The 23,336-nt window shown below is 63.7% G+C and carries 28 protein-coding genes; 3 read left to right on the top strand and 25 right to left on the bottom strand.

Going from position 1 to position 23,336, the window contains the following annotated elements:
• Window positions 1–7: 7 nt before the first annotated feature.
• From AB7M16_RS34310 to AB7M16_RS34300, 3 genes are all read right to left on the bottom strand, one after another.
• Entirely contained in the window at window positions 8–463 is a 456-nt protein-coding gene (locus AB7M16_RS34310) for a potassium channel family protein (RefSeq protein WP_453946673.1), read from the bottom strand.
• A gap of 23 nt (window positions 464–486) precedes the next feature.
• A complete protein-coding gene (locus tag AB7M16_RS34305; RefSeq protein ID WP_453946672.1) occupies window positions 487–1,611 on the bottom strand; it encodes an AI-2E family transporter in 1,125 nt (374 codons plus the stop codon).
• A gap of 122 nt (window positions 1,612–1,733) precedes the next feature.
• The gene (locus AB7M16_RS34300) at window positions 1,734–2,642 is read right to left on the bottom strand and encodes a LysR family transcriptional regulator (RefSeq protein WP_453946671.1); all 909 of its coding nucleotides are present in this window, start codon (window positions 2,640–2,642) and stop codon (window positions 1,734–1,736) included.
• Between the two features lie 85 nt (window positions 2,643–2,727).
• Between AB7M16_RS34300 and AB7M16_RS34295 the strand changes: the two genes are divergently transcribed.
• Window positions 2,728–3,243, top strand: coding sequence for a DinB family protein (locus tag AB7M16_RS34295; RefSeq protein ID WP_453946670.1), 516 nt, complete (start codon window positions 2,728–2,730; stop codon window positions 3,241–3,243).
• Between the two features lie 135 nt (window positions 3,244–3,378).
• Here the strand turns inward: AB7M16_RS34295 and AB7M16_RS34290 are convergent, their stop codons facing one another.
• Window positions 3,379–4,629: a glycosyltransferase gene (locus tag AB7M16_RS34290; RefSeq protein WP_453946669.1), complete on the bottom strand. Its 1,251-nt coding sequence runs from the start codon at window positions 4,627–4,629 to the stop codon at window positions 3,379–3,381.
• A 48-nt stretch (window positions 4,630–4,677) separates the two neighbouring features.
• On the bottom strand, window positions 4,678–5,415 hold the full coding sequence (locus AB7M16_RS34285) for a molybdopterin-dependent oxidoreductase (RefSeq protein ID WP_453946668.1): 738 nt from the start codon (window positions 5,413–5,415) through the stop codon (window positions 4,678–4,680).
• A 219-nt stretch (window positions 5,416–5,634) separates the two neighbouring features.
• Here AB7M16_RS34285 and AB7M16_RS34280 point away from each other — a divergent pair, with 219 nt between their 5' ends.
• Both AB7M16_RS34280 and AB7M16_RS34275 read left to right on the top strand, forming a co-directional pair.
• Window positions 5,635–6,273, top strand: a complete 639-nt coding sequence (locus tag AB7M16_RS34280) for a TetR family transcriptional regulator (RefSeq protein WP_439400802.1) — start codon at window positions 5,635–5,637, stop codon at window positions 6,271–6,273.
• A 210-nt stretch (window positions 6,274–6,483) separates the two neighbouring features.
• Window positions 6,484–6,894 carry a hypothetical protein gene (locus tag AB7M16_RS34275; RefSeq protein WP_439400803.1) on the top strand — a complete coding sequence of 137 codons (411 nt, stop codon included), beginning with the start codon at window positions 6,484–6,486 and terminating at the stop codon, window positions 6,892–6,894.
• Between the two features lie 290 nt (window positions 6,895–7,184).
• Here AB7M16_RS34275 and dhaK read toward each other — a convergent pair whose 3' ends face one another.
• From dhaK to AB7M16_RS34175, 20 genes are all read right to left on the bottom strand, one after another.
• Entirely contained in the window at window positions 7,185–8,168 is a 984-nt protein-coding gene (dhaK, locus tag AB7M16_RS34270) for a dihydroxyacetone kinase subunit DhaK (protein WP_439400804.1), read from the bottom strand.
• 36 nt (window positions 8,169–8,204) lie between these two features.
• A complete protein-coding gene (locus AB7M16_RS34265) occupies window positions 8,205–8,618 on the bottom strand; it encodes a hypothetical protein (RefSeq protein ID WP_172784643.1) in 414 nt (137 codons plus the stop codon).
• A 1-nt stretch (window position 8,619) separates the two neighbouring features.
• Window positions 8,620–10,239: a phosphoenolpyruvate--protein phosphotransferase gene (gene ptsP, locus AB7M16_RS34260; RefSeq protein ID WP_453946667.1), complete on the bottom strand. Its 1,620-nt coding sequence runs from the start codon at window positions 10,237–10,239 to the stop codon at window positions 8,620–8,622.
• A 1-nt stretch (window position 10,240) separates the two neighbouring features.
• Window positions 10,241–10,543 carry an HPr family phosphocarrier protein gene (locus tag AB7M16_RS34255; RefSeq protein WP_172784543.1) on the bottom strand — a complete coding sequence of 101 codons (303 nt, stop codon included), beginning with the start codon at window positions 10,541–10,543 and terminating at the stop codon, window positions 10,241–10,243.
• Between the two features lie 31 nt (window positions 10,544–10,574).
• Window positions 10,575–10,967 carry a dihydroxyacetone kinase phosphoryl donor subunit DhaM gene (gene dhaM / locus AB7M16_RS34250; protein WP_036041954.1) on the bottom strand — a complete coding sequence of 131 codons (393 nt, stop codon included), beginning with the start codon at window positions 10,965–10,967 and terminating at the stop codon, window positions 10,575–10,577.
• Window positions 10,964–11,587, bottom strand: a complete 624-nt coding sequence (gene dhaL, locus AB7M16_RS34245; protein WP_453946666.1) for a dihydroxyacetone kinase subunit DhaL — start codon at window positions 11,585–11,587, stop codon at window positions 10,964–10,966. The genes dhaM and dhaL overlap by 4 nt, the downstream gene beginning before the upstream one ends.
• A gap of 13 nt (window positions 11,588–11,600) precedes the next feature.
• Window positions 11,601–12,623: an ABC transporter ATP-binding protein gene (locus AB7M16_RS34240; RefSeq protein ID WP_453946665.1), complete on the bottom strand. Its 1,023-nt coding sequence runs from the start codon at window positions 12,621–12,623 to the stop codon at window positions 11,601–11,603.
• The gene (locus AB7M16_RS34235) at window positions 12,616–13,713 is read right to left on the bottom strand and encodes an ABC transporter ATP-binding protein (protein WP_453946664.1); all 1,098 of its coding nucleotides are present in this window, start codon (window positions 13,711–13,713) and stop codon (window positions 12,616–12,618) included. Before AB7M16_RS34235 ends, AB7M16_RS34240 begins: the two co-directional genes overlap by 8 nt.
• A 10-nt stretch (window positions 13,714–13,723) precedes the next feature.
• Window positions 13,724–13,927, bottom strand: a complete 204-nt coding sequence (locus AB7M16_RS34230) for a hypothetical protein (RefSeq protein WP_271511817.1) — start codon at window positions 13,925–13,927, stop codon at window positions 13,724–13,726.
• On the bottom strand, window positions 13,924–14,886 hold the full coding sequence (locus AB7M16_RS34225; RefSeq protein ID WP_453946663.1) for a carbohydrate ABC transporter permease: 963 nt from the start codon (window positions 14,884–14,886) through the stop codon (window positions 13,924–13,926). Before AB7M16_RS34225 ends, AB7M16_RS34230 begins: the two co-directional genes overlap by 4 nt.
• Entirely contained in the window at window positions 14,883–15,806 is a 924-nt protein-coding gene (locus AB7M16_RS34220; RefSeq protein WP_453947300.1) for a carbohydrate ABC transporter permease, read from the bottom strand. Before AB7M16_RS34220 ends, AB7M16_RS34225 begins: the two co-directional genes overlap by 4 nt.
• A gap of 124 nt (window positions 15,807–15,930) precedes the next feature.
• Window positions 15,931–17,289: an ABC transporter substrate-binding protein gene (locus tag AB7M16_RS34215; RefSeq protein WP_453946662.1), complete on the bottom strand. Its 1,359-nt coding sequence runs from the start codon at window positions 17,287–17,289 to the stop codon at window positions 15,931–15,933.
• Window positions 17,290–17,787: 498 nt separating this feature from the next.
• The gene (locus tag AB7M16_RS34210) at window positions 17,788–18,717 is read right to left on the bottom strand and encodes a dihydrodipicolinate synthase family protein (RefSeq protein ID WP_453946661.1); all 930 of its coding nucleotides are present in this window, start codon (window positions 18,715–18,717) and stop codon (window positions 17,788–17,790) included.
• Window positions 18,718–18,726: 9 nt separating this feature from the next.
• Window positions 18,727–19,518: an amino acid ABC transporter ATP-binding protein gene (locus AB7M16_RS34205; RefSeq protein WP_453946660.1), complete on the bottom strand. Its 792-nt coding sequence runs from the start codon at window positions 19,516–19,518 to the stop codon at window positions 18,727–18,729.
• On the bottom strand, window positions 19,515–20,246 hold the full coding sequence (locus tag AB7M16_RS34200; protein WP_453946659.1) for an amino acid ABC transporter permease: 732 nt from the start codon (window positions 20,244–20,246) through the stop codon (window positions 19,515–19,517). The genes AB7M16_RS34205 and AB7M16_RS34200 overlap by 4 nt, the downstream gene beginning before the upstream one ends.
• 19 nt (window positions 20,247–20,265) lie before the next feature.
• Window positions 20,266–21,102 carry an ABC transporter substrate-binding protein gene (locus AB7M16_RS34195; protein WP_453946658.1) on the bottom strand — a complete coding sequence of 279 codons (837 nt, stop codon included), beginning with the start codon at window positions 21,100–21,102 and terminating at the stop codon, window positions 20,266–20,268.
• 121 nt (window positions 21,103–21,223) lie between these two features.
• Window positions 21,224–21,526 (bottom strand): DUF4286 family protein, encoded by a 303-nt coding sequence (locus AB7M16_RS34190; RefSeq protein WP_172784532.1) that lies wholly within the window; start codon window positions 21,524–21,526, stop codon window positions 21,224–21,226.
• A 16-nt stretch (window positions 21,527–21,542) separates the two neighbouring features.
• A complete protein-coding gene (locus AB7M16_RS34185; protein WP_453946657.1) occupies window positions 21,543–22,493 on the bottom strand; it encodes a dihydrodipicolinate synthase family protein in 951 nt (316 codons plus the stop codon).
• The gene (locus AB7M16_RS34180) at window positions 22,490–22,921 is read right to left on the bottom strand and encodes a MaoC family dehydratase (protein ID WP_453946656.1); all 432 of its coding nucleotides are present in this window, start codon (window positions 22,919–22,921) and stop codon (window positions 22,490–22,492) included. Before AB7M16_RS34180 ends, AB7M16_RS34185 begins: the two co-directional genes overlap by 4 nt.
• 3 nt (window positions 22,922–22,924) lie before the next feature.
• Complete coding sequence (locus tag AB7M16_RS34175; protein ID WP_453946655.1) at window positions 22,925–23,332, bottom strand: MaoC/PaaZ C-terminal domain-containing protein; 408 nt, start codon at window positions 23,330–23,332, stop codon at window positions 22,925–22,927.
• Window positions 23,333–23,336: the final 4 nt, after the last annotated feature.

Below are 23,336 nucleotides of genomic sequence, written 5' to 3'. Positions count from 1 at the left end.
GACAGTATCAGGTGCGCGGCAGGTCCGCACCGGGTTTTTCCGTGAGCCCGAGACGGTCGAGCGTCTTGAGCAAGACTTCGAACAGAATGGCGGCGGACCAGCCGAACAGAAGAACACCGTTCATGGCAGTCAGCGGGCCGATCAGCCGCCATTCGCGCACCGGCGTGATGTCGCCATAGCCGAGCGTGGTGTAGTTGACGAACGCAAAGTAGAGCATGTCCGCGTCTGCGGCGGCGGCCTGGACGACATGATAGGTCACCGCCCATGTCAGAATTTCGAGCATGTGGGCGACCTTCAACACGACGGCGACCGCGATCATGACCCTCATCAGGTGCAATCGCGGCTGCCTGGTATGACGCGGGACGGCACTGCGGGCGATGGTCACGGCGACCACCGTCACGAGCGCGTGGATTCCGATATTGATCACGCTGACGAGTGTGCCGACAAGGAATTGGAGCATCATCGGGTTGAAGCCAACCTTTCAATCTAGGTCAATCGCGCCTCGACGGCATCCTTCGCGACAACGGTCGCCTGATCGACGCGCGCTGACGCAGCGCGGCCGATCCCCATCCACGCGGTCGCAAGCTCCCAGGCCACCGACAGGATGATCGGCCCAATGAACAGGCCGATGATCCCGTGCGCGAGCGTACCGCCAATGACCCCGATCAGGATGACGAGCGTCGGCGTCGTCAGGCCCCGCCCCATGAGGAGCGGCTTCAGCACGTTGTCGAGCAGACCGACGACGACCAGGTAGACCGTCAACAGCACGGCGACCGTCACGTCCTTGTCCATCCATATCCAGATCAGCACGGGGAGAAGAACGGGGGCGCCGCCGATCTGGACGATCGACAGCAGGAGAACGACGAGCGCGAGCAGTCCCGCGCTTGGGATCTCTGCCAGCTTGAAGCCGATGCCCGCCAGCAAGGCCTGAAGGATGGCGACGCCGATGATGCCCTGCGAGACGGCGCGTATGGTGGCGCCGGCGAGCTCGAGAAAGTGCTCGCTCTGGCCGGGCACGATGCGCAACAGGAAGCCGCGGAGCGCGGCGACGAGCTGCGCGCCGTGCGGAAGCAGAAAGCCCGCGACGATCACCGACAGCAAAAATTGGAGCATTCCAATTCCGGTGTCACCGGCAAACGACAGCATCATTCCGGCGAGCGGCTTCAAGTACGGCGCCACCTCGCGCAACGCCGCGCGGATGTTCGTGTAGGCCTCGTTCCAGATCGCATAGAGCTGAGGACCGATCAACGGCCAGCTCTTGATCTGCTCCGGCGCGGCCTGGAGCGCGAGATCGCCACTGCCGATCTGCCCCGCAAGGTCCCGGATCCCGTCGACTGCACTGAGGCCGAGCCAGGCGGCGGGACCGATGACGATGCCCAGCGTGGCCAGGGTGAGAACGGCTGAGGCTGTCCGGGGACGGCCTCCGAGGCGTTGGGCGAGCCAGGCGAAGACGGGATGGAACGCCACCGCCAGCACGGCGCTCCAGCTCAGGATCGGCACGAACGGCCGGATCACGAGGAAGGTCCAGAAGATCAGCAGCCCGAGCAAGCCCAGCCGGATCACGAGCTGGACAACGTCCTCCGCGGACAGAAGCTGACGAAGCGTCTTCAAGGCTCATTGCCTCCGGGCCGGCAGACGGCTGCTGAGCAGCTAGCGGGGCGGCCACCGCGGAGGCTTGATCCAGATCAAGCCAGGCGTTCGGTCGCCTAGCGCGATCGGCGACAGGTGCCCCGCTATGTTGAGGTGCTGATGGCCTCTTCGGAGAGCCAACGCGCAACCGACGTAGCAGCTCTGCTTCGTTTTTGCTTTGGCCTTTGCAGCAAAACAGTTTGGCCCGCGCTGGCGACGGAAGGACCGCCCTGAACGAGGTGGCCGGACTCAAGGTCTCCCTGGACAAGTGAACGACGGACCAGCGCTGCGCCCGCACCGTTGCGTACCGCCTCCACGATCAATCCAGCGTCGCTGCACTGAACCATGCGACCAGTCTGTCGACGTTCGTATCCTGTCGCACTGTACCATTCCTGCCAGGAATGACCGGACGCTACGCCCAAAAGGCCGCAGTCATCATCAAACAAAACGGTGTCTTGAAAAGGATCTGCTTGAGCAGACTTGACCATTGTCGGCGGGGCGACCGCAACCAATACGTCTTCCTCTCGGGTCATCCGGTCGCCCGCCGCCGCATTGGTAGGCTGCACACGGATCGCGAGATCGAATTCTCCGTCATCAAGGGAGACTCGGGCGTCCGTGGCGTGGACGTAGAGGGAGATTTCGCGCAACTCCATGGTCAGGGCTGACAAACGAGGCATCAACCAGCAGCGCGCGTAGGATGGCACGATGCTTAGCCGAACGACGTTCTTCCGACTTCGCGACCAATCGGACGCGACGCGTTCCTCCGCGGCTGCCAGTTGCTCGAGCAGAGGCACGACCGCCTCAAGGTAGGCCTCGCCCGCGTTGGTGAGGGCGCTCGACTGACGGTCGAACAGACGGACGTCGAGACGAGCTTCCAGCGCCGCAATTCGTTGGCTTACGGCGCTCTGGGTAAGTCCGAGTTCCGCGGCCGTCCGTCCAAAATTCCGAGTGCGGGCCAATACGGAGAAAGCGCGCAGCAAATGGGTCGGCGAAAGGTCGCGGCGCACGGGCACTAGCGAGGCTTCTCTCTCGATTAGGGAAATCGATTCGACACACCCCGTCTGATCTGGCTAGCTTTCAGCAACTTGGGGGTAAGTGATGTTCGACAGCTTCCGAACGTTAGCACGCTGGACAGGCTGGGCCAATCAGCGGATTTACTCCGCGTGCTCCGAATTAGATCCGACCGAATACTTTCGCCCCCGCGCTTGTGCATTTGGATCGATCCATCGCACGCTGAACCATCTGTTGGCCACAGACAGAATTTGGCTCGCTCGATTGACCGGCGAGCCGCACAACATTCCATCGCTCGATTATGAGGTCTGCGTCGATTTCTCCAGCCTCCGCGATGCCCGCTTCGTGGAAGACGTGCGGATCGTCGAAACTACCGACCTCATCTTGGATAAGGATGGCTGCGCTGGGAACCTGTCATTCAACAGCATGGACGGCACGCCAAGGCAGATGCCGATCCATCTCGTGTTGTCGCAGCTCTTCCTGCATCACGCCCACCATCGCGGACAGGTCCACGCCCTGCTTTCGCAGACAGCCGTGACGCCGCCAGCGCTCGACCTTACCTACTTCCCGGGGGCAGCGGGACAATCAGCATTGCTGGGCTGAATGGATCGCGTTTGGTAAGCCGCGGTCCAACGGACTTTTCAACTCGGACCGGCGCCCCTCACCTCAGGACACAACCTGGCGCGCACAAACCTATGCGTCACCGAGGGGCATAACCACAGCGATACAAATCGAGTTTCACTGAAGGCCGCGGCGTCCCCAGACGTCGCGCCGCGCCAGAGTTACGATCGCCGTGGCGGCCGCCTTCAACCCATCCTCCCGCGCGATGGACACGGCGAGCGCCGTGGCACTGGCGCGTGGAGCGTCCCTGTTCGCCTCGTCGATGGCGCGCGCAAGCCGATCCGCACTCAGGCTTTTGGCGGGCACAGGCGACGGGGCAGCGCCAGCTTTGTGCAGGCGATCAGCCCAGAAAGGCTGGTCGCCCGCGAATGGGACTACCACCGAGGGCACGCCGGCACGGGCCGCGGCGTGGGTAGTGCCGGCACCGCCATGATGGATCGCCAACGCCACGCGGGGAAATAGCCAGCCATGTGGCGCGTCCGCCAACAGATGGACGTTAGCAGGCAAGTCGGCGGCCACTGCGCCGCCCCAGCCGGGGTAGAACAGCGCGCGCCGACCGCGTAGCGCCGCCAGCGCCTCGCGCATCAACTGCGCGCCGCCCAGGCCCCCCATGCTGCCAAAACCGAAATAAATTGGCAGCTCGCCTGCGGCGAGGAACTCGCCCAACGCTGCTGGTGGCGACCAGTCGGTCACGGGCGCCAGCCACTGGCCGCAGATCCGCGCGGTTGGCGGCCAGTCGGCTGGCTGCGGCACGAGGCTTGGGGATATGCCGTAGAGCATCGGATGGTCGGTCCAGACACTGCGGCGTGGCGGCAGCCCGCACACGGCAGCGCGGGCCGCGTTGACGGACGTTTTGAAGATGCGCCAGAGCAACGCATTGACCAGCCTGTGGCTCGTCCGGTTCAGCCAGCGCGGCACAGTACCCAGGCGCACGAATGGGGAGGCGAATTCACGCGTCGGCGTAATCGGGATGAGCCCGGTGCCGATGGCCGGAATGCCGAAGGCCTCCGCGGCAGAAAGGCCCACGAAGGCGGCCAGACCGCCGAGAACCACGGCGTCGCAGTCTTCTGCGGCGGCGGCCGCGGTGCGGAGCCACGCTTCGGATTTGGCGGTGGCGATGCGGGCAAATGCGCTCGCCGTGTCGGCGAAACCGCCGCCGCTTTTAGCAAGCATCGTGTCCTGCCGGAGCGCGGAGCGAATGTCGCCGGCGAGGCCGGTTGCCGGTACACCGAGGGCCGCGGCGTAGCCGAGCGTGGCGACGTCGGCCAGCAGGTGGACACGGTGGCCGGCATCCATCAGTGCCCGGCAAAGCAGCGCCATGGGGCGCGTATCGCCCTCGGTGCCATAGGTGACGGCGACGAACTTCACGTGGCCGGGTATTAGGTTTTATACGCGTTCATGTCGGGCCGCTATCAGTCATTGACCGCCTGACCTCAACTTCGACGCAGGTTGTCTCGGCGTATGCTCCGACGTCGTTGGCGAATGATTCTTCGCCTGATACATTTCGAGCGCTTCCGCGCAACGCATTATGGTGGGGGCGATCAAAGGCCGATATGCACGCCGCAGGAGCCACCCCGGAAACCCGACACCGCGCTCCTCCATCGCGACACGAGCCCGCGGATGGAATATGAAGCCAGGCCCTGCCGGGCGATAGCGACGCGGATGGACGCCGAACTCTATTCGCTCGATATGTTTGACGTTCTTGTAGCCGTAGTGGGCCGGTGCCACCAACCGCAGCGGCGCTCCATGGGCCACCGGGAGCGGCGCGCCGTCCAAACGATCGGCCAGCAGCACGTCCGGCTGCAACAGGTCGATCAGCGGCAAAGCGGCATGGTAGCCATCGCTTCCGCGGAACACAACCAGATGGTCTTCGCACGCTTGAATTAAAGCGAACGCGGTGCAGAAGTCCCGAAAGCCAACGCCTTCCCAGCGGTGGCCGAGACTGCTCCAGGTTGTGACGCAATGGAAGTCGCTGAGCTGGATCGTTCGCGGCAACGCTCCCCAACGATCCGGCCCTACTTCGCCGACGACACGACCATCACTGCTCAATTCAAATCGCACCGTGTCTGGTTTCCTGGGAAAGCGCTTCGCGAAGCGCGGTAAACCGAAACGCGGAAAGGAAGCGATCGGGCGCTGGCCAGGTGGCAAGGTCATCGCCCGAGACCTTGAAGGCTTGCGTGAGACGCCCTGAGCTCTGACGCATTCGGCTGACTGCGCGAGTTAGCGTTAGGGCCGATCGACCAGCGAACTCTGTCGTGTCTGACCTGATCTGCCAATGAGCCCGTGACGGCGACAGTCATCGGTAACCTCCTGGTTTGCACGGCGTTCGCGACTCTACTTGTTTTTAATTATAGAATCTAGTATCTAATTCGGATGCCCAGGCCATCGAAGTTCACCGAACATCAGATTCTGGATAGCGCAGCGCGTATCATCGCGAACTCTGGCATAGCCGCCGCCACGATGTCCGCGATCGCCCATGCGCTTGGGGCGCCGTCCGGATCGATCTATCACCGGTTTCAATCACGCGATGAACTGCTGGGCCGCCTGTGGCTCGGTAAGATTGCGGCATTTCACCGGGGGTTTTCAGCGGCGCTCCAACACGACGATCCTAACGAGGCCGCCATCGCCGCCAGTCTGTTTGTTCCTCAGTGGGTCAGGTCGGATCGAACAGGTGCTCGGATCGCGATCATGCATCGGAGGGAGGAGTTTGTAGGAGGTGGCTGGCCGCCAGATATGGAGCGCGAAGCACGGCGCCTGGGAAAGGAGTTTGACGTTGTCCTGGACGACATAGCCCGACGGCTATTTGGCGAGGTTTCGCCCACGTTGAGACGCGCGACTAGATTCGCGATCATTGACATCCCCTATGCCGGGGTGCGCCCGCACATCTCGCGCGGTGAAGCGCCGCCGCCCGAGATCGACAATCTCGTGCGCGCGGCAGCAACAGCGAGCATTCGCGCAACGCGCGAAACCTGCGCTGAACTAACCGGAGCACGTCGCCCCACCGCCCCGTGATCGATGCCCAGTCAATCTCCTACGAATGCGCATGGGCGCATGGTCGCCTCGGCTTCCATTTCGCGGAGGCAACATTCCAGGCCAATCGCTGCGCCTTCGTGTCCACCGGATGTGGGCGAGCCAGTGCTTTTATTCATGCATCACAAAACTATCCAACACGCGCGTAAATTCCGACTGGACAATGCGAGCGACCCACACACAGAGAATTCCATGATGGCAACGAAGGTTTTGCAACGAATTGGCTCGGCACTCCTCATCACACTGGGCGTTGGTCACCTCATCCTCATGATCATCTTCCGAGGGCCAAAAATGCTTGATTGGGTCGCCCAGGGCCTTTGGGCGGCGGTGCCGCTCAAGGGCACGCAGCCCAGTATCGAATCGTTGCAGAACGCAGTCGTCTTCTGGGCAAGCATAGGCAGCTTTGCGATACCCTCGATGTTGCTGGGCGTTCTCCAGTGGACGCTTGCCGGAAGGGGCATCACGCCTGGGGCGTGGCTCGGCTGGACGGTGACCATCTGGTTCGCATTGTTGACGTTGCTGCTGGTCCCATCTCCGGGGATCTTGGGCGTGACAGCCGGCATCTTGTTCCTTGTCGCTACCCGGCAGGCGCGGCCCACTTGACCATGAAGACCCTCGGAACCAAGCACGAGCAGCAATCGGCGCTGACCGAGATGGATCGATTTGGATGCTCGGCCGACACGGAGTCCCTTCAGCCGCTATGCACCCCGCGCCTGGGACGGCCAGGGGAAATAGCTGTCTACCGCCCCCCAAAAAGAAGCCGTGTCCGAAGGACACGGCAAGTTTCAGGGAGGGTGGACCGGGAAAATTCCCGATGCATGCGTGAGACGTGGCCCCAGCCAATCATCCGCCGGAGCACGATCGAAATCATCAGCAGTCGTTAGCAGCCGCCGTCACCATTTCAACGCGGCCGTGCGCACGGGATGGTCCCAAAGCGCACGGGTCTCGGTATCGAGCAGACTCACGGTGAGCGAGCACCCCGCCATGTCCAGCGAGGTGACATAGCTGCCGACCAGCGAGCGGGCGATGCGCAGGCCGCGCCTTTCGAGCATCCGCCGCGCCGCATTGTACATCAGATAGAGTTCGATCGCGGGCGTTCCGCCAAATCCATTGACGAGAAGCAGGGCTTCGTTGCCCTCGCGGGCGTCGAGATCCCCGGCAATGGCAGTGGTCATCTCAAGAGCGATCGCATCGGCACGCTCCAGCTTGACGCGGCGGCGTCCCGGTTCGCCATGGATGCCGACACCCACCTCCATCTCATCGTCGGCGAGCACAAAGGTCGGCGTGCCTGCAGCCGGAACCGTGCAACTCGTTAGTGCCACCCCCATCGAGCGCGTCCGGGCGTTGACGCGCTCGCCGAGTGCAACGCAAGCCTGGAGGTCGGCCCCCTTCTCGGCCGCCGCGCCGACGATCTTCTCGACGATCAGAGTCCCGGCCACACCCCGGCGGCCGATGCTGTGGGTGGAATTCTCGACCGCGACGTCGTCGTCGGTGACGATGGTGGCCGTGCGTCCCTCGGAAATCTCGGCCGCCATCTCGAAATTCATGCGATCGCCCGCATAGTTCTTCACGATGAAGAGCACGCCGGCCTCGCCCGAAACGGCCTGCGCCGCCTCGACGATCTGGTCCGGTGTCGGCGAGGTAAAGACCTGTCCCGGACAGGCCGCATCGAGCATGCCATAGCCGACGAAGCCCGCATGCAGCGGCTCGTGCCCGCTCCCGCCGCCCGATACGAGCGCGACCTTCCGCGAATTGAGCTCGCGGCGCCGCACGAACTTCCGCTCGGGCCCGAGCGTCACGAGATCGGCATGCGCCGCAGCCAACCCGTCGAGGCTCTCCGCGAGCACGCCATCAACCGAATTGATGAATTTTTTCATGGTCTCCTCCCCGCTTCGTCTCCCTGAGCTTGGCGCTCATTTTTCCCGTATGATCGCACTCAAGCGCCGCGCGAATTCCTGCAGCAGCGCATCGAGCTCCGCATTGCGCTTCGAGCTGCCGAGGTCCGGCAGGTGCAGCGTCAGCGTCCGTTCATGCGCCCCCTCCGTCAGGCGGCCGATCCGGCGCGGGTGCGCACGGGTGTAGGCACGAAGGAACGCCGCCTTCGCCTGCGGCGGGAAATGGCAGACGTCGAAGATCGTGTTCAGGTGCTGCACGGGAATCGGCACCGGATAGGCCGGGTTGCTGATCTGGCTGACAAAGCTGCGGTTCTTGCCCATGGCATGGGCCAGGCGCAGCCGCATGCCTGACGGGCGGCTCTCGAGCACCTCCTTGAAGATGCGCTTGTAAACCGCAACGGCGCCGGCCTCCGCCGGTTCATCGATCGCCATATCAGCCAAGCCCGCCTCCGCTGCTCAAGCGGTCGATGGTCTGCTTGATCTGCGCCAGCGCCGATGCATTCACCGACAACTCGCGCAGGCCGCAATTCAGGAGCGCGGGCAGGCAGCGCGGATCGCCCGCCATGTCGCCGCACAGGCTGACGCTGGTGCCAGTGCGGCGTCCGTGCTCCGCGGTTCGCGCGATCAGTTCGAGCAGGGCCGGATGCAAGGGGTCTATCAAGGGGGCGAGAGCTCCATTGGAACGGTCGCACGCAAGGACATATTGCGCGAGATCGTTCGAGCCGATCGAGAAGAAGGAGGCCTTGAAGGTCGCGATTGCCATGGCCGCCGCCGGGACCTCGACCATGATTCCCAGCTCCGGAAGCATCGCGGCAATGCCCTCGGCCTGCAAGCGCTGCACGATTTCGGCGAACAGCTTCCGTCCGGACTCGAACTCGTCCGGCGCCGTGACCATCGGAAACATGACCCTGAGATTTCCATGCACGGCCGCACGCGCCAGCGCGCGGAGCTGCACGCTGAAGATCTCGGGGCGGGCGAGGCAAAGCCGCAGGCCACGTACGCCCAGAAAGGGATTGGCCTCACCGTCGATGGTGAATCCAGGTACCGGCTTGTCGCCGCCGGCATCGAAGGTGCGAATGGTAACCGGGCGTCGATCGGCCCAGCGCAGAACGGCATCGTAGGCGCGATACTGCGTCTCCTCGTCCGGCAGGCCGCCGCGCTCGGCGAGCAGAAACTCGGTGCGCATCAATCCAATGCCGTCAGCATATTGTGCGTCGGCATGATCGAGATCCTCGACGCGCTGGATGTTGATGAGCAGCTTGATCCGCTCCCCGCGCCATGATGCGGTCGGCCGTCGCAGGATCGCCCGCGCGGACGCCCGGCTCTTGCGATGAATTTCGCGCCGCTTCTCGAATAGCCGGAGCTGCTCGACGCTGGGATCGAGCTCGAGAGTAGCGCCCTCGCCATCGAGCAGCGCCGTCGCGCCGATCTCCGGAACGGCGCCGAGCTGCACGACCATGGGGATGCCTCGCGCGCGCGCCAGCATCGCGACATGACTCGTAGGGCTACCGCGCAGGAGCGCAAGACCACCGCCGGCCGACCAGTCGATCTCCAGGAAACGCGAGGGCGGCAGATCGTCGGCGCAAACGACGGCACCGCTCGGTATCTTGGGGGCCTCGCCCCCGCCTCCGCGCAAGATGCTGATGATGCGGTCGCGCAGATCCGCAAGATCGGAGCAACGCGCCTTCAGATACTCGTCCTCGGCCGAATTATAGTCCGCAATCTGCTCGTCGAGCGCGGAACGCCACGCGACGTCGGCGGGATCCCCTTCGCTTATTGCCGTGAAGATCGCTTCGATGAAATCCTCATCCTCCAGCAGCGCGACCTGGAACTCGAGAATCTGCGCGGCCTCACCTCCCGCAATCGCGGCGAGCTCGGCGATCTGCCCACTCGCCGCGTCGATCGCCTTGCGAAGATCGAGCGCCTCCTCGACCAGCGAGCCTGCGATCCGCTCGCCATTCGTGCCCGCATCGACACGGACGAGCGGGCCGTGGGCAAAGCCGATCGAGGCGGTCCTGCCGCGATAAGCCAGTCCGGCAGCGCTTCCCTGCATGCTACGACGCCTCGTCCGGAAAGTCTGTTGCGATCAGGTTGACCAGGGCGGCGACGGCAGTCTCCGCGTCGCTGCCCGACGCCTTGATCTCGATCGTGCTGCCGTAAGCCGCGCGCATGGCCATGATCTTGGCCACGCTCTTGGCATTGATCCACTCGGCCGCGCCCGCGACCCGGACGGAAATCTGGGCCTGGAACTTCTTGGCCAGCTTGGTCAGCTTGACCGCCGGGCGTGCATGCATGCCAACCGCGTGCACCAGCCGCACATTCTCGGTGATAATCTGGCCGTCCGCTTTATCCAACATCGTTTTATTCCATCATCGTTTCGCCGACGCGTCAGTCGGCAGAGAGTTCCTCGGCCACGGCCTTGACCTGGGCCAGCGAGCTGCCGCCCGCCGCTTCGGTCGCAGCCATCACGGCGCCCTCGACGATCGGCGCGTTGCATACGACAACGAGATCGCGGCGTGCCGGCTCCAGCATTTCGACCGCCATCTCGCTGTTTGTTTCGGCGCCGCCGAGATCGACGAGGATCGCGACGCCTTTCGCCGACCAGGCATCGTTGATGGCATCGACGATCAGCGACACGCTGGTGCCGAGCCCGCCATCGGGATTGCCGCCGCAGAAGGCCACCTTGACCTCGCTGCCGACCATCTGCCGCACCATGTCGGCGGTGCCTTTGGCGATGTCCTTCGAATGCGAGACGATCACGATTCCCACGGCATCAGTCATTGCTTTCCCTCCAGGCTCGCGCATACCGCCTGCACGAGAACACAGCTCGAGCGCGCGCCGGGGTCGATGTGACCGACGCTGCGCGGCCCGAGAAACGACGCCCGCCCCTTGGTGGCCTGCATCGGCGCGGTCCGCTCGACCGCCTCTGCGGCCGTTGTGCTGACTCGCGCGATCAGGTCCGATTGGCCGGCCGCATTCTTCAGCGTCTCCAGCACGGGAACGAGCACGTCGAGCATGGTCTTTTCGCCGGCGTGCGAACGGCCGCGGGCGCTGACGGCATTCACGCCGCTGCCGAAGACATCGGCGATGTCCTCAGGCAGGTGCTTGTCGTGCGAGAGGGCCTCGCCTGCGGCCAGGAAGAAGCTGCCGTAAAGCGGGCCGGAAGCACCGCCGACCGTCATCACGAGCGTCTTTCCGATCGTCTTCAAAGCCTCGTCGAACGGCTGTTCGGAGATCGCATCGAGTTTGCCGAGCACGGCTTCGAACCCGCGCTTCATATTGTATCCGTGGTCGCCGTCACCGATCGCCTGGTCCAGGCTCGTGAGCTCGGGCGCGCTGGCAATGACCCGCTCTGCGGCCACCCTGACCAGCGATTTGAACGTCTCGGGTTGCAACGACATCGCGTTTGATCCTCTAATGAACCGCCGGGAGGCGCTGCCCGGCGCCGTCGAAGCAGAGCGGTTGCACCAGATCCAGCTCGACCTCCTGACCGGCATGCAGCGGTTGATGCGGATCCGCAAGCGTGACCAGCATCTCTCCCTTGTAGTCCAGGTGAACGTGATTCTGCTCGCCGAGGTGCTCGACCCGGTGCACCCGGCCGACCATCGGGCCGCCATTGCGCGCCGCGAGACGAAGGTGCTCGGTGCGGATGCCGACAGTCTCCGTTCCCGGCGGCAGCGGCACGTCCGACAACAGCCGCGCGGGGAGGAAATTGATCTGGGGCGTGCCGAGGCGCGAGGCGACGTAGCTCGACGACGGACGCTCGTAGATTTCCCGGGGCGTGCCGAGCTGGAGCAGCTCGCCGTCCTTGATCACGCCGATCCGGGACGCCATCGTCATGGCCTCGACCTGATCGTGGGTCACGTAGAGGATGGTCGCACCAAGCTCGAGCTGGATCCGCTTCAGCTCCAGCCGAAGCTCGGCACGGAGCTTGGCGTCCAGCGACGACAGCGGCTCGTCCATCAGATAGATCGAGGGATCGCGGACCAGCGCACGACCGATTGCCACCCGCTGCATCTCGCCGCCCGAAAGTCGGGTTGCGCGATTGTTCAGCTTGCTTGCGATATGCAGCAACTCCGCCGTCTGCTCGACCCGCTTCTTGATGGTCGGCTCCGATATCCGTCGCGCGGGCGAGCGCAACGGAAACGCAAGGTTGTCGTAGACGGTGAGATGCGGATAGAGCGAATATTGCTGGAAGACGAAGGCAATATCGCGCGCTCCCGGAGGAGCCAGCGTCACGTCGCGTCCGTCAATCATGACCGAGCCGGAATCGGGAGTCTCGAGCCCGGTGATCAGCCGCAAGGTCGTGGTCTTGCCGGCACCGCTCGGTCCGAGCAGCACCATGAATTCTCCGTCGTTCACCGAGAGCGAGAGCTCGCGCACCGCCGCCACCGCGCCGAAGCGCTTGCTGATGTTGCGCAGGGCGACGTCAGCCATGGTTCGCGCTCCCCACGTTGGCAGTTCGTATCGCAAGGCCGCTGGCGACGTCGAACAACGCGAGACGTTCCGAACGGAATTCAAGGCCGACCCGCTCGCCGATCCGCACGGGCGCGCTGGAAGGCAACCGCGCCGCAATGCGCCCATGCGCGGTGTCGACGGTGACGATCTGGGTGGTCCCCAGATATTCGGCGCCAAACACCTCGCCGCGGACCGGTGCCGCGTCGGCGAAGCGGATATGCTCCGGACGAATGCCGAGTGCCATACCGGCGCTGGCGCGATCCTCCCGGATCTCCGGCACCGCGATGTTCGTGTCATGGAAGCTTATCGTCCGATCGCCGGAGCGCAGACCTGCCTCGAAGCGCAGAAAATTCATGGGCGGCGAGCCGATGAAATCGGCCACGAACATGGTCGCGGGCCGATCATAGATCTCCTGCGGCAGGCCGATCTGCTCGACGCGTCCCTGGTTCATGACGGCGATCCGATCCGCCATCGACATCGCCTCGAGCTGGTCATGCGTCACGTAGACGGTAGTCGCCCCGATGCGATCGTGCAGGTCGCGTAGCTCGCTGCACATCAGATGACGAAACTCGGAATCGAGCGCGCCCAGCGGCTCGTCCATCAGAAAAGCCTTTGGCCGCCGCACCATCGCGCGCCCCAGCGCAACGCGCTGTCGATCGCCGCCAGACAGCTTCGACGTCCTGCTCGACAGCAGATGCTCGATTTGCAGCAGTTTGGCCGTCTCCTGCACCCGCTGGTAAATATCGCGCCGGGCCATGCCCTGGCACTTGAGCGGAAAACCGATATTCTCGGCGACGTTCATGTGCGGATACAGCGCAAAAAGCTGAAATACGAAGGAGATATCGCGCGCGGACGCGCGCTGGAAGGTCACGTCTTCATTGTCGAGCAGGATCTTGCCCTCGGTCGGCAGCTCCAGGCCCGCAATCATGCGCAAGGTGGTGGTCTTGCCGCAACCGGAGGGGCCGAGCATCGCAAAGAAGGTGCCATCCTCGATCGTAAAGTTGGAGCCTTGTACGGCGGTAAACTGATCGAACGACTTGCGCAGGTTTTCGACGCGGATTTGTGCCATGTCTGCCGCCTTATTCCGGAAAATGGCTCACGACGACGTAGCCGAGCGTGCCGGCCAGGATCGTCACGAAGGAATAGCCGTAGAGATCGATCGACCAGGGTTGCACCAGCATGACGATGCCTCCGCCGATCAGGGTCATCGCAGCCGTCTCCCAGGGGCCGCGTCGGAACCAGCGAGAGACCACGCCTTTGGCGACTGCAGCAGAACCGCTCATTTGCGCACAGCTCCGAAGGTGATGCCGCGCAGCAGGTGCTTGCGCAACAACACGGTGAACAGGACGATCGGCACGACGAACAGGGTGGTGGCCGCGGCAACGGCCGGCCAATCCTGCCCGCCCTCCCCGATGATGAAGGGGATGAAGGGCGGCATGGTCTGCGCCTCGCCGCTGGTCAGGAGAACCGCGAAGGCATATTCGTTCCAGGAGAAGATCAGGCAGAAGATCGCCGTGGCTGCGATGCCCGTGACGGCTTGCGGCAACACCACCTTGCGCAGCGCCTGCAGCCGCGTGTAGCCGTCGACAAGAGCGGCCTCCTCGTATTCGCGCGGGATCTCGTCGATGAAGCCCTTGAGCAGCCAGACCGCGAGCGAGACGTTCACGGCAGTGTAGAGCAGGATCATTCCGAGCCTGGTGTCGGTCAGATTGAGCTGCCGGTACATCAGATAGATGGGGATTGCGACCGCAACCGGCGGCATCATGCGCGTCGAGAGAATGAAGAACAGAAGGTCGTCAGCCAGGGGAATGCGAAAGCGCGAGAAAGCGTAGGCCGCGAGCGTGCCGAGAAAGACGGCCAGGAAGGTCGAGCCGAACCCAATGATCAGCGAGTTGACGAAGCGCGGCACGACCTTCGACGGTCCGGCAATGACCATGTCGCGCTGGCGCACGAGCTTGTCGTACCACGTCTCCGGCGGCGGCAGCTTGGCGATGAAGTCCGGCGTTTGCCGGGTGCGCACGGTGAACAGGTTCACATAGCCTTCGAGGGTCGGCTCGAAGAAAACCTTGGGCGGATATGCGATCGCATCGCTCTGAGATTTGAAGGCGGTGGCGACGATCCAGACCAGCGGCAGGATCGTGATCACGGCGTAGAGGATGACGAGGCCACCTGCCACCATCTTTGCGCGCGGCGACGCTTCGACAATGGAGTGCGCGGTGGACTTGGTGAGGGCGGCGGTCATCGTTGCTTCACCTTGTTGAGCGCTTTCACGTATATGTTCGCCGCACCGAACACGGTGACGAACAAGATGATGGCGAGCGCACTGGAATAGCCGGTGCGCCACTTCTCGAACGCCGCGCGCTTCAGCGTGATCGACACGAGCTCGGTGGTCGAGCCCGGGCCTCCGGACGTCAACAAATTGACCATGTCGAACATTTTGAAATTCTCGATCGCGCGGAACAGCACGGCGAGCATCAGGAATGGAACCGTCATCGGCAGCGTGATCGACCAGAACTGCCGCCAGGCCGAGGCGCGATCGACTTCGGCCGCCTCATAGATGTAGTCGGGAATGGAGCGAAGCCCGGCGAGGCAGATCAGCATGACGTAGGGCGCCCACATCCAGGTGTCGACCAGCACGATGGTCCAGGGTGCGAGCGAAACCTGCCCGGTCATGCTGAACGAGCTCGGCGGCACGCCGGTGAACAGACTGATCAGATAGTTGAATGGCCCGATCTGCGGCTGCAGCAGCAGCGTCCAGAAATTGCCGACCACGGCCGGCGACAGCATCATCGGCAGCAGGATGATCGTGGTCCAGAAGCTGTGGCCGCGAAACTGGCGGTTGATCAGGAGCGCCAGGCCGAAGCCAATGACGACCTGAAACGCGACGGACCAGATCACAAACTGCGCCGTGGTCTGCAGCCGGAACCAGACGTCCTCGTCGGTGAGGATGTCGGTGAAATTGTCGAGACCGACGAAGCGCAGCGGCAGATAGGACATGCTGAGATTGAGGCTGGTGAAGGACAGCCGGATCATCCACACCAGCGGAAAGATGTTGATCGCCAGCAACAGCGCGATGGTCGGCGCGACGAACAGCCAGGCGATGGTCCGGTCCGACAGTCCGCGGACAGGTTGCGCAGTGCGAGGTTTGACGGGCTCGCTCATGCCGGGAAATGTAGCATCGTCGGGTTGAAGGATCGTGGTCATCTTGTCCATCGGCTGGCTGGCTCGGGTTCCCCGAGGCGCATACGCCCCGGGGTACCGTTTCGGTCGAGGCGAGGCCTAAGACCTATTGCGAGGCGACCTGCTTGCCTTGCTCCTTGAAGACCTTGGTCCAGTCCTTGACCAGGAGATCGAGCGCCTGCTGCGCCGTGCCCTTGTCGGCGACGACGTAGTCATGCACCCGCTTCTGAATGTCGAGCAGCAGTTGCGCGTAGGACGGCTCGGCCCAGAAGTCCTTGACAATGCCCATCGATTCCAGGAATTGCGGCGCGAATGCCGCGCTCTTCGGGAAGTCGGGCGCGTCGACCACCGCCTTCAGCGCCGAGTAGCCACCGAGCTGCCACCACTTCTGCTGCACGGCGGGCTGCGCGAACCACTTGATGTAGGCCAGCGCGTCGTTCTTGCGATCGGAGGTCGCTACGACCGAGATGCCCTGTCCGCCGAGCTGGGTGAAGTGTCCGTTCGGGCCGGCCGGATTGACGAAGAAGCCGATCTTGTCGCCGCCGACATTAGGATCCTTGTAGAGGCCGGGGAAGAAGGCGAACCAGTTCATCTGCATCGCCACCTGACCGGACTTGAAGGCGTCGAGCCCCTCCTGCATGTAGGCGTTGGTCATGCCCGGCGCCGTGCAGCACTTGTAGAGCTCCTTGTAGAACTCGAGCCCCTTGGTCGCCTCGGGCGAATTGACGATGCCCTGCATCTGGTACGGCTTCTTGGGATTGTCGTAAGCGAAGCCGAAATTGTAGAGCACGTTGGTCACGCCCATGGTGATGCCTTCGGAGCCGCGCTCGGTGAAGATGTAGGCGCCATAGACCTTCTTGCCGTCGATCTCGCGGCCCTGGAAGAACTCGGCGACCTGCTTCAGCTCGTCATAGGTCTTCGGCGGCGCCAGGTCGCGGCCGTACTTGGCCTTGAACGCGGATTGAATTTCGGGCCGCGAGAACCAGTCCTTGCGATAAGTCCAGCCGACCGCATCCGCCATGGCCGGCAGCGCCCAATAGTTCGGCGAGTTCTTCGGCCACTGCGAATAGCCGACGACGGTCGCCGGGACGAAGTCGTCCATCGAAATCTTCTCCTTGTCGAAGAAATCGTTGAGCTTCACGTACCACTTGTTCTCGGCGGCGCCGCCGATCCACTGACTGTCGCCGATAATCAGGTCGCAGAGCTTGCCATGGGAGTTGAGCTCATTGAGGAAGCGATCGGCATAGCTTGTCCACGGGACGAACTCGTATTTCATCTCGATGCCGGACTGCTTCGTGAAGTCCTTACCGAGCTCGACCAGCGCGTTGGCCGGATCCCATGCCGCCCAGCACAGCGTGAGCTGCTTACCTTGGGCCGCAGCTTCGCCTCCGCCAAATCCCCCCAGCAGCGCCACCCCAAGTACCGTGGTGGCCGCCGAGCCTCTCAACCAATTGAATGTCCGCATATCCGTTTCCTCTCTCGTTGAAGCATCTAACCCGCTCGGCGCGTCCTGCCGGAACGACGCCAAGACCCTGAAACCGAGTTTGAGGAGCGATGAATGAAGGACGAGACGGACCGCTTCCGGAGACGGCTCCGGAATGGCTTGGGCTCCTCCCACACATCGGCCCGATGCGTGATGTTTAGTTTTTTGTAACACTAAACGTATTACTAAATTTCAGAGATCGTCAAGCCCCGTTGGTCGCGAGTCTGGCGAAAAGGCTTACGGCGTTCGCGTGTAAGCGAGATGTTCGCAGTCGCAGCGAAAACGTCGGAAAATTTGCCGAATGCGACCGCCGCTGTCGCCTGCCAGGAGCAATCCAGCCCATCCGAACAGCAGGAGAGTCGGAAGGTCGGCCCTCGCCGCGTGTTTAGCAAACTACTTTACTGAATGTTCAATGAAGCAACTTCGGCGGCGCGAATAGCTCCCTCGTCGTCCGAAATCCGACGATGGCCGCTTCGCGGCTTAGAGCACGCCGGCGACGCGCAGTGCCTGCTCGAGCGCCTGCAACTCACCGCGTGTCGCCACCGGCTGCGGCGGCCGCGCCGCGTCGCACGACAATCGTCCGAGCAGCTTCAGGCAGGCCTTGAGGCGCACGGTCGCGCGTCCTCCGGGCGGGTCGCGGTAGATCGCAACGGCAAGCGGATACAGCTTATCGTGCGCGGCGCGCGCCCGCTCCCAATCGCCGGCTTCCGCAGCACTCCAAAGGCCCACCACGAGTTCCGGCACGACGCAGGCGAGGCTGACCTGGCTACCGGCCGAGCCGACGATGTAGCTTGTCAGCAAATGCTCGTCGCCCGAGCCGAGCACGACGAAGTCCGGTCGCAGCTTGCGTATCAGCCTGAGGTTCTGTTCGTAGGCCGCAACCTCCCAGCTGCCCTCCTTCACCGCGACGAAGCGGGCATCGGCGACCAGCCTCGTCAGCAGCGCCTGTGCGTAGGCCATGGCTCCCGCGCCGACCGGCGCGGCGTAAAGCATCAAGGGCACCGTCGTGGCATCGCGGATGCGGCGGTGATGCTCGATCACGCAATCATCGGCATGGCCAAGCGCCCAGCTGTTGGGAGGAAACACCAGCAGCCCATCCGCGCCGGCCTGTTCCAGCGCAGCCGCCTCGCGCGCGGCCTCCAGGCTCGATTCATGGTTGACCCCGGAGACGATCAGGCAGTCCTTCGGCGCGTGCTGACGCGCCAGCTCCACCACGCGCCGCTTCTCGGCCAGCGACAGCACGAAGTTCTCGCCGGCGTGGCCGTTGACGAGGAGCCCATTGATTCCAGGCGTAGATGCCACCGAGATGAGATGGCTTGCGAGCTGCGCCTCGTCGACCTCGAAACCAGGCATCATCGGCACGATGGTGGCGGCGTGAATGCCGCCCAGGCGGTCGCTGAATGTCCGCATCTTGGCCGATCAGTGAATAATCTGGTCGAGGAACGTCCGCGCCCGCTCCGACTTCGGGTGCTTGAAGAACTGCTCCGGCGCAGCCTGCTCGACCACCTTGCCCTCGTTCATGAACACGATGCGGTCGGCGACCTCGCGGGCAAAACCCATCTCGTGCGTGACGCACAGCATGGTCATGCCCTCCTCCGCAAGCTTCTTCATAGTCTCCAGCACCTCCTTGACCATCTCGGGGTCGAGCGCGGAGGTCGGCTCATCGAACAGCATGATCTTGGGACGCATGCACAATGCGCGTGCGATGGCGACGCGCTGCTGCTGACCGCCGGAGAGTTGCCCGGGAAATTTCTCCGCCTGGTCCGGAATCCGCACCTTGGTCAGGAAATGCATGGCGAGATCCTTGGCCTCGACCGCACTCATCCCGTTCGCGGTCATCGGTGCCAGAGTGCAGTTCTCCAGCACCGTCATGTGCGGGAACAGATTGAAGCTCTGGAACACCATGCCGGTGTCCCGCCTGACCGCATCGATGTTCTTGCGCTGATGATCGAGCTCGACGCCGTTGACGTAGATCAGACCCTCGTCGTGCTTTTCGATGTGGTTGATGCAGCGGATAAGCGTCGATTTGCCCGAGCCTGAAGGACCGCAGACCACGATCTTCTCGCCCTTGGCGACCTTGAGATCGACCTCGTTCAACGCGGTGAAGTCGCCATAGTGCTTGTAGACCGCCTCCATGCGGACCGCAGGCACCTCACGAAGCTGCGGCTGCATTGTTGCACTTTCGGCCCTCGCCATCGATGTCTCGCTCATGCCCGGGCCTCCACACTCGCCTGTGCAACCGGCGTGCTCGCTGCGACCCGCCTGGTTTTTGCGGCACTCGATCGACCGAAATGCTTTTCGAGCCGGCGCTGAACCGCGTCCCAGACCGAGGTGAGGATTAGGTAATACGCGGTTGCCGCCGCATAGACTTCGAGGATCTGGAAATGCTCCTGCATCAGCATGTCGCTGCGGCGCATCAGCTCCTCGACCGAGATCACGGAGGCAAGCGAGGTCGCCTTCAACAGCGAGTTGATGGAGTTGCCGAGCGGCGGGATCATCAGCCGGAACGCCTGCGGCAGGGTCACGCGGCGGAACGTGACCCAGGGCGACAGGCTGAGCGCCCAGGCCGCCTCACGCTGCCCCGCCGACACCGCCATGAAACCGCTGCGCACGATCTCGGCGAGATAGGCCGCCTCATTGAGGATCAGGCCAACGAGCGCGCAGGTGATCACGCTGAACTTGATGCCGAGCTGCGGCAAGCCGCTGTAGATCACCACGAGCTGGATCAGCAGCGGCGTGCCGCGGAAGAACCAGATGTAGAAGCGCGCGGCGCCCGCAAGCACCGGATTGGACGACATGCGCAATAGCGCGATGCCCATGCCGAGGATCAATCCGCCGACGACCGCCGCCACCGTCAAGCCGATGGTGACGAGCACTCCCTTCATCAGGAAGTAGTTGAAGAAGTAGCTGACGGCGGCCGTCGGACTGAAAAGGCTCATCGGCTCGTCTCCGTAGGTTTCAGGCCGGACCGGGGCCGGCGATCGCAAGCGGCTGGTCAGCCGGCATGGCGGTCAGACCGAACTTGTCGAACAGCGTCTGATAAAAGCCGTCGGCGCGCATCGTGTTGAGCGCCTTGACGACGGTATCGGCGACCGTCTTGTTGCGGAAACCAAGCGTGGTCCTGGCCGTGCCGAGCCCACTCAGGACTTCCTTCACGCGACCACGGCCGACGAGATCGCGTGCCACGCTGTCGACCAGTAGCGCATTGTCGACCTGGCCCGCGAGCAGCGCGCTAATGACGTTGGTCGCGGTCGGGAACGTCCGCATCTCGACGGCTGCTCCGCCTTTCGCCACGCTGGCATCGCTGAGCTTCTTGAGCCAGTTCATCTGGTAGCTGCTGACCTCGACGGCGGATGATTTTCCGATCAGATCGTTTTCGGTAGCAATTTTTGTGCCGCTGTCGGGTGCGACCACGACCGAGATCGCCTGAATGGCATACGGCACCATGTACATCAGCTTCGAGCGTTCCTCGGTCCAGAACATGCCGGTATTGACGCCGTCGATGCGCGCTGCGCCCAAGGCGGGAATCATCGCCGGAAAATCCATCCGGACGAGTTCGACGGGAAGACACAACCGCTTGCCGAGCTCGGCGGCGAGCTCGACGTTGAGGCCTTGCAGCTGACCGTCCTTGTCGACGAATTGCTGCGGCGGGTTGGTCGGGTTGATGGAGAGCTGCAATTTGCCCGGCGCGATCAGATTGTCATCGGTGATCGCGGGCGTGCAGGCGGCATGCACCGCCGTGGATGCGAGAACGAGTGCGGCAGCCGCACCCAAGCGAAGCAATGTCGAGACCATGGATACCTCCAGTAAGACGCCAATGACCGATACAGTTCCTCGCCCGGGATTCCCCTCGACGCTTATTGGATGCGGCCGGCCGGATCTCGCGACACGGCAGGCAGCATCGGCTTCGACCTGCTCAAGCCGGTCCCGACATCGGCCTGAGCTGGATGCGCATGAAGTTCTTCACCAGGGCTTCGAACGGACCAAAGCCCTTCACCTTCAGGAATTCCGGCGTCTCGAACGCCCACCTGCCCGCGACCTCGTACATCGCGGCATATTTCGGCCCGTCGCCCACCGAGACGAAGCGCTTGGCCGAGAGCCAGCCGGGACAAGCGAGCAGATCGGGAAAATGCTTCTGCTCGTACCAGGCGTTGAACGCAGCCTCGTGCTCGGGATCGATGTCGACCCGCACGATATGGATGAAGGCTTCGTCCGGCATCGGCTTGCCCCTCACGCTAAGTGCGGATGTCGCCGGCCGCGCGCGCCGCGCCGACGGTGGCTGCAATGGCATCGCACAGCGCCGGCAGAACCGGCAGCAGCGGCGGCCGCGGATCGGCGTTGCGGATCAGGCCAAGGGCCTTCAGCCCGACCTTCATGCGGGTGTGCATGTCCATGATCGGCGCAGGTCCGTAGATGGCGCGGACGATCGGATAAAGCCGCTCGTTGACGGCGCGCATGGCCTTGAGGTCGTCCGCGAGCGAGGCCTGCCACAGCGCGACGAACAAATCCGGCGCAAGGCTGACGAGGCCGGAGAGAATGCCATCGCCTCCGACGGCGAGCTGCGGCAGGAACCAGTTGAAGTTCGACGGCAGGATCGCGACGGAGGGATCGGCCTGCTTCACCGCCCGCCGGTTCTCGTCATAGGCCAGCATGGTGTCGCTGCCTTCCTTGACCGCGATGACGCTGTCGAGTGCGGCGATCTTGGCGAGAGTTTCCGGCGAATAGCCGAAGCCGGATGCCAGCGGGTATTGGAAGATCGAGACCGGAATTCCGATCGCGGAGCTGACTGCCTGCACGAAAGCCAGCGGCGCGCGTGAGGTCGCCGAGGCGCCGCCGCCGAGCGGCGCGGGCGGGAACAGCACGGCGCAATCGGCGCCGGCCGCTTCCGCGAGTTGGGCCTGGTGAATCGCTTCCGCGGTCGAATGCGCGATGATGCCGGCCAGCAAGGGCTTGGCGCCGATCTGCTTGCGCGTCCGCTCGATCACGGCCTGACGCTCGTCGTCCGACAGCGACCCGCCCTCACCCGCGTGGCCATTGACGAACACCGCCGCGATTCCGTCCGGGCACGCGCAATAGTCGAGCACACGGGCGTAGCCGTCCCAGTCGATCGAGCTGTCGTCTCTGAAGGGCAGCACGGTCGCGACCGTGACGCCGCGCAGATCCGGTTTCTTCCTCGCCTTGCTCATGACGGTTTCCGTCGCGGAAATTTCAGGCTAGCGCGCGCCTTCAGCACTTCGAGGCCGCCCTCGTTACGGGCGCTCGCTTCCCAAATGATGGTGCGGGTCTCGTCGTGCTGCTCGGCAATCCAGACATCGAAGGTGAGCGTGTCGCCGTAGAACACGGGACCTGTGAACCAGAACCGGTCCTCCACCGACACGCCGATGGTGCCGACCAGCTCAGAGGTGAGAATGCTGGTGCAGAGGCCCGCGACCATGATCCCCGGCGCCAGCCTGCGGCCAAAGCGCGTCGCGCCGGCATAGACCTCGTCGACATGGATGGGGCCGAAATCGCCGGTCGCGGCGATGTAGAGCGCGCCATCGGCCTCGGTGATGGTCTTGCTCAGGCTGACCCTGTCGTTGACCTTGAGATCGTCGAAGGATTTTGGCTCGTACATGGCTCAGCCCTTCGCGAAGGGAACCAGCGTTGCAGTGCCGTCCACCACGGTCGCGCCGGAGGGCGACAGCGTGCAGGTGACGCGGCAGACCGCGTCATCGCCGTCGACCGAGACGATCTCGGCTTTGGCCTCCACTGAGTCGCCGACAAGCACCGGCGCCGCAAAAGTCAGCGCGATGCTGCCGATCCGCCGTGTAGGCCCGCCGAGCTGGCTGAGGCAGGTGGTGGCGAGACCGCCGACCGCGAGCTCGAAGGCGACCATGTTCGACGCGCCGGCTTTCTTGGCGCGGACGGCATCGACATAGAGACCGCCGAGATTGCCACTGATGCCGGTGAACATCGCCTGCTCGGCGACCGTCATGGTCTTGCGAAAGACAAAGGCAGCGCCGGGCTTGAGAGGTGCGTGAGACATCGAT

This window comes from Bradyrhizobium sp. USDA 372 (assembly GCF_053629095.1).
The sequence above is the reverse complement of the archived record's forward strand: the minus strand, read 5'-3'. Positions and strand labels throughout refer to the sequence as shown.

Excerpts from the sequence above, each read along its gene's own strand:
- AB7M16_RS34205 (WP_453946660.1), bottom strand. The coding sequence starts at position 19,518 with ATGAGCGAGACATCGATGGCGAGGGCCGAAAGTGCAACAATGCAGCCG.
- AB7M16_RS34215 (WP_453946662.1), bottom strand. The coding sequence starts at position 17,289 with ATGCGGACATTCAATTGGTTGAGAGGCTCGGCGGCCACCACGGTACTT.
- AB7M16_RS34195 (WP_453946658.1), bottom strand. The coding sequence starts at position 21,102 with ATGGTCTCGACATTGCTTCGCTTGGGTGCGGCTGCCGCACTCGTTCTC.
- dhaL (WP_453946666.1), bottom strand. The coding sequence starts at position 11,587 with ATGTCGTTGCAACCCGAGACGTTCAAATCGCTGGTCAGGGTGGCCGCA.
- AB7M16_RS34210 (WP_453946661.1), bottom strand. The coding sequence starts at position 18,717 with ATGCGGACATTCAGCGACCGCCTGGGCGGCATTCACGCCGCCACCATC.
- AB7M16_RS34310 (WP_453946673.1), bottom strand. The coding sequence starts at position 463 with ATGATGCTCCAATTCCTTGTCGGCACACTCGTCAGCGTGATCAATATC.
- AB7M16_RS34225 (WP_453946663.1), bottom strand. The coding sequence starts at position 14,886 with ATGACCGCCGCCCTCACCAAGTCCACCGCGCACTCCATTGTCGAAGCG.
- AB7M16_RS34220 (WP_453947300.1), bottom strand. The coding sequence starts at position 15,806 with ATGAGCGAGCCCGTCAAACCTCGCACTGCGCAACCTGTCCGCGGACTG.
- AB7M16_RS34200 (WP_453946659.1), bottom strand. The coding sequence starts at position 20,246 with ATGAGCCTTTTCAGTCCGACGGCCGCCGTCAGCTACTTCTTCAACTAC.
- AB7M16_RS34180 (WP_453946656.1), bottom strand. The coding sequence starts at position 22,921 with ATGTACGAGCCAAAATCCTTCGACGATCTCAAGGTCAACGACAGGGTC.
- AB7M16_RS34230 (WP_271511817.1), bottom strand. The coding sequence starts at position 13,927 with ATGAGCGGTTCTGCTGCAGTCGCCAAAGGCGTGGTCTCTCGCTGGTTC.
- ptsP (WP_453946667.1), bottom strand. The coding sequence starts at position 10,239 with ATGCAGGGAAGCGCTGCCGGACTGGCTTATCGCGGCAGGACCGCCTCG.
- AB7M16_RS34235 (WP_453946664.1), bottom strand. The coding sequence starts at position 13,713 with ATGGCACAAATCCGCGTCGAAAACCTGCGCAAGTCGTTCGATCAGTTT.
- dhaM (WP_036041954.1), bottom strand. The coding sequence starts at position 10,967 with ATGACTGATGCCGTGGGAATCGTGATCGTCTCGCATTCGAAGGACATC.
- AB7M16_RS34185 (WP_453946657.1), bottom strand. The coding sequence starts at position 22,493 with ATGAGCAAGGCGAGGAAGAAACCGGATCTGCGCGGCGTCACGGTCGCG.
- AB7M16_RS34275 (WP_439400803.1), top strand. The coding sequence starts at position 6,484 with ATGATGGCAACGAAGGTTTTGCAACGAATTGGCTCGGCACTCCTCATC.
- dhaK (WP_439400804.1), bottom strand. The coding sequence starts at position 8,168 with ATGAAAAAATTCATCAATTCGGTTGATGGCGTGCTCGCGGAGAGCCTC.
- AB7M16_RS34285 (WP_453946668.1), bottom strand. The coding sequence starts at position 5,415 with ATGACCTTGCCACCTGGCCAGCGCCCGATCGCTTCCTTTCCGCGTTTC.
- AB7M16_RS34280 (WP_439400802.1), top strand. The coding sequence starts at position 5,635 with ATGCCCAGGCCATCGAAGTTCACCGAACATCAGATTCTGGATAGCGCA.
- AB7M16_RS34240 (WP_453946665.1), bottom strand. The coding sequence starts at position 12,623 with ATGGCTGACGTCGCCCTGCGCAACATCAGCAAGCGCTTCGGCGCGGTG.
- AB7M16_RS34265 (WP_172784643.1), bottom strand. The coding sequence starts at position 8,618 with ATGGCGATCGATGAACCGGCGGAGGCCGGCGCCGTTGCGGTTTACAAG.
- AB7M16_RS34295 (WP_453946670.1), top strand. The coding sequence starts at position 2,728 with ATGTTCGACAGCTTCCGAACGTTAGCACGCTGGACAGGCTGGGCCAAT.
- AB7M16_RS34255 (WP_172784543.1), bottom strand. The coding sequence starts at position 10,543 with ATGTTGGATAAAGCGGACGGCCAGATTATCACCGAGAATGTGCGGCTG.
- AB7M16_RS34175 (WP_453946655.1), bottom strand. The coding sequence starts at position 23,332 with ATGTCTCACGCACCTCTCAAGCCCGGCGCTGCCTTTGTCTTTCGCAAG.
- AB7M16_RS34190 (WP_172784532.1), bottom strand. The coding sequence starts at position 21,526 with ATGCCGGACGAAGCCTTCATCCATATCGTGCGGGTCGACATCGATCCC.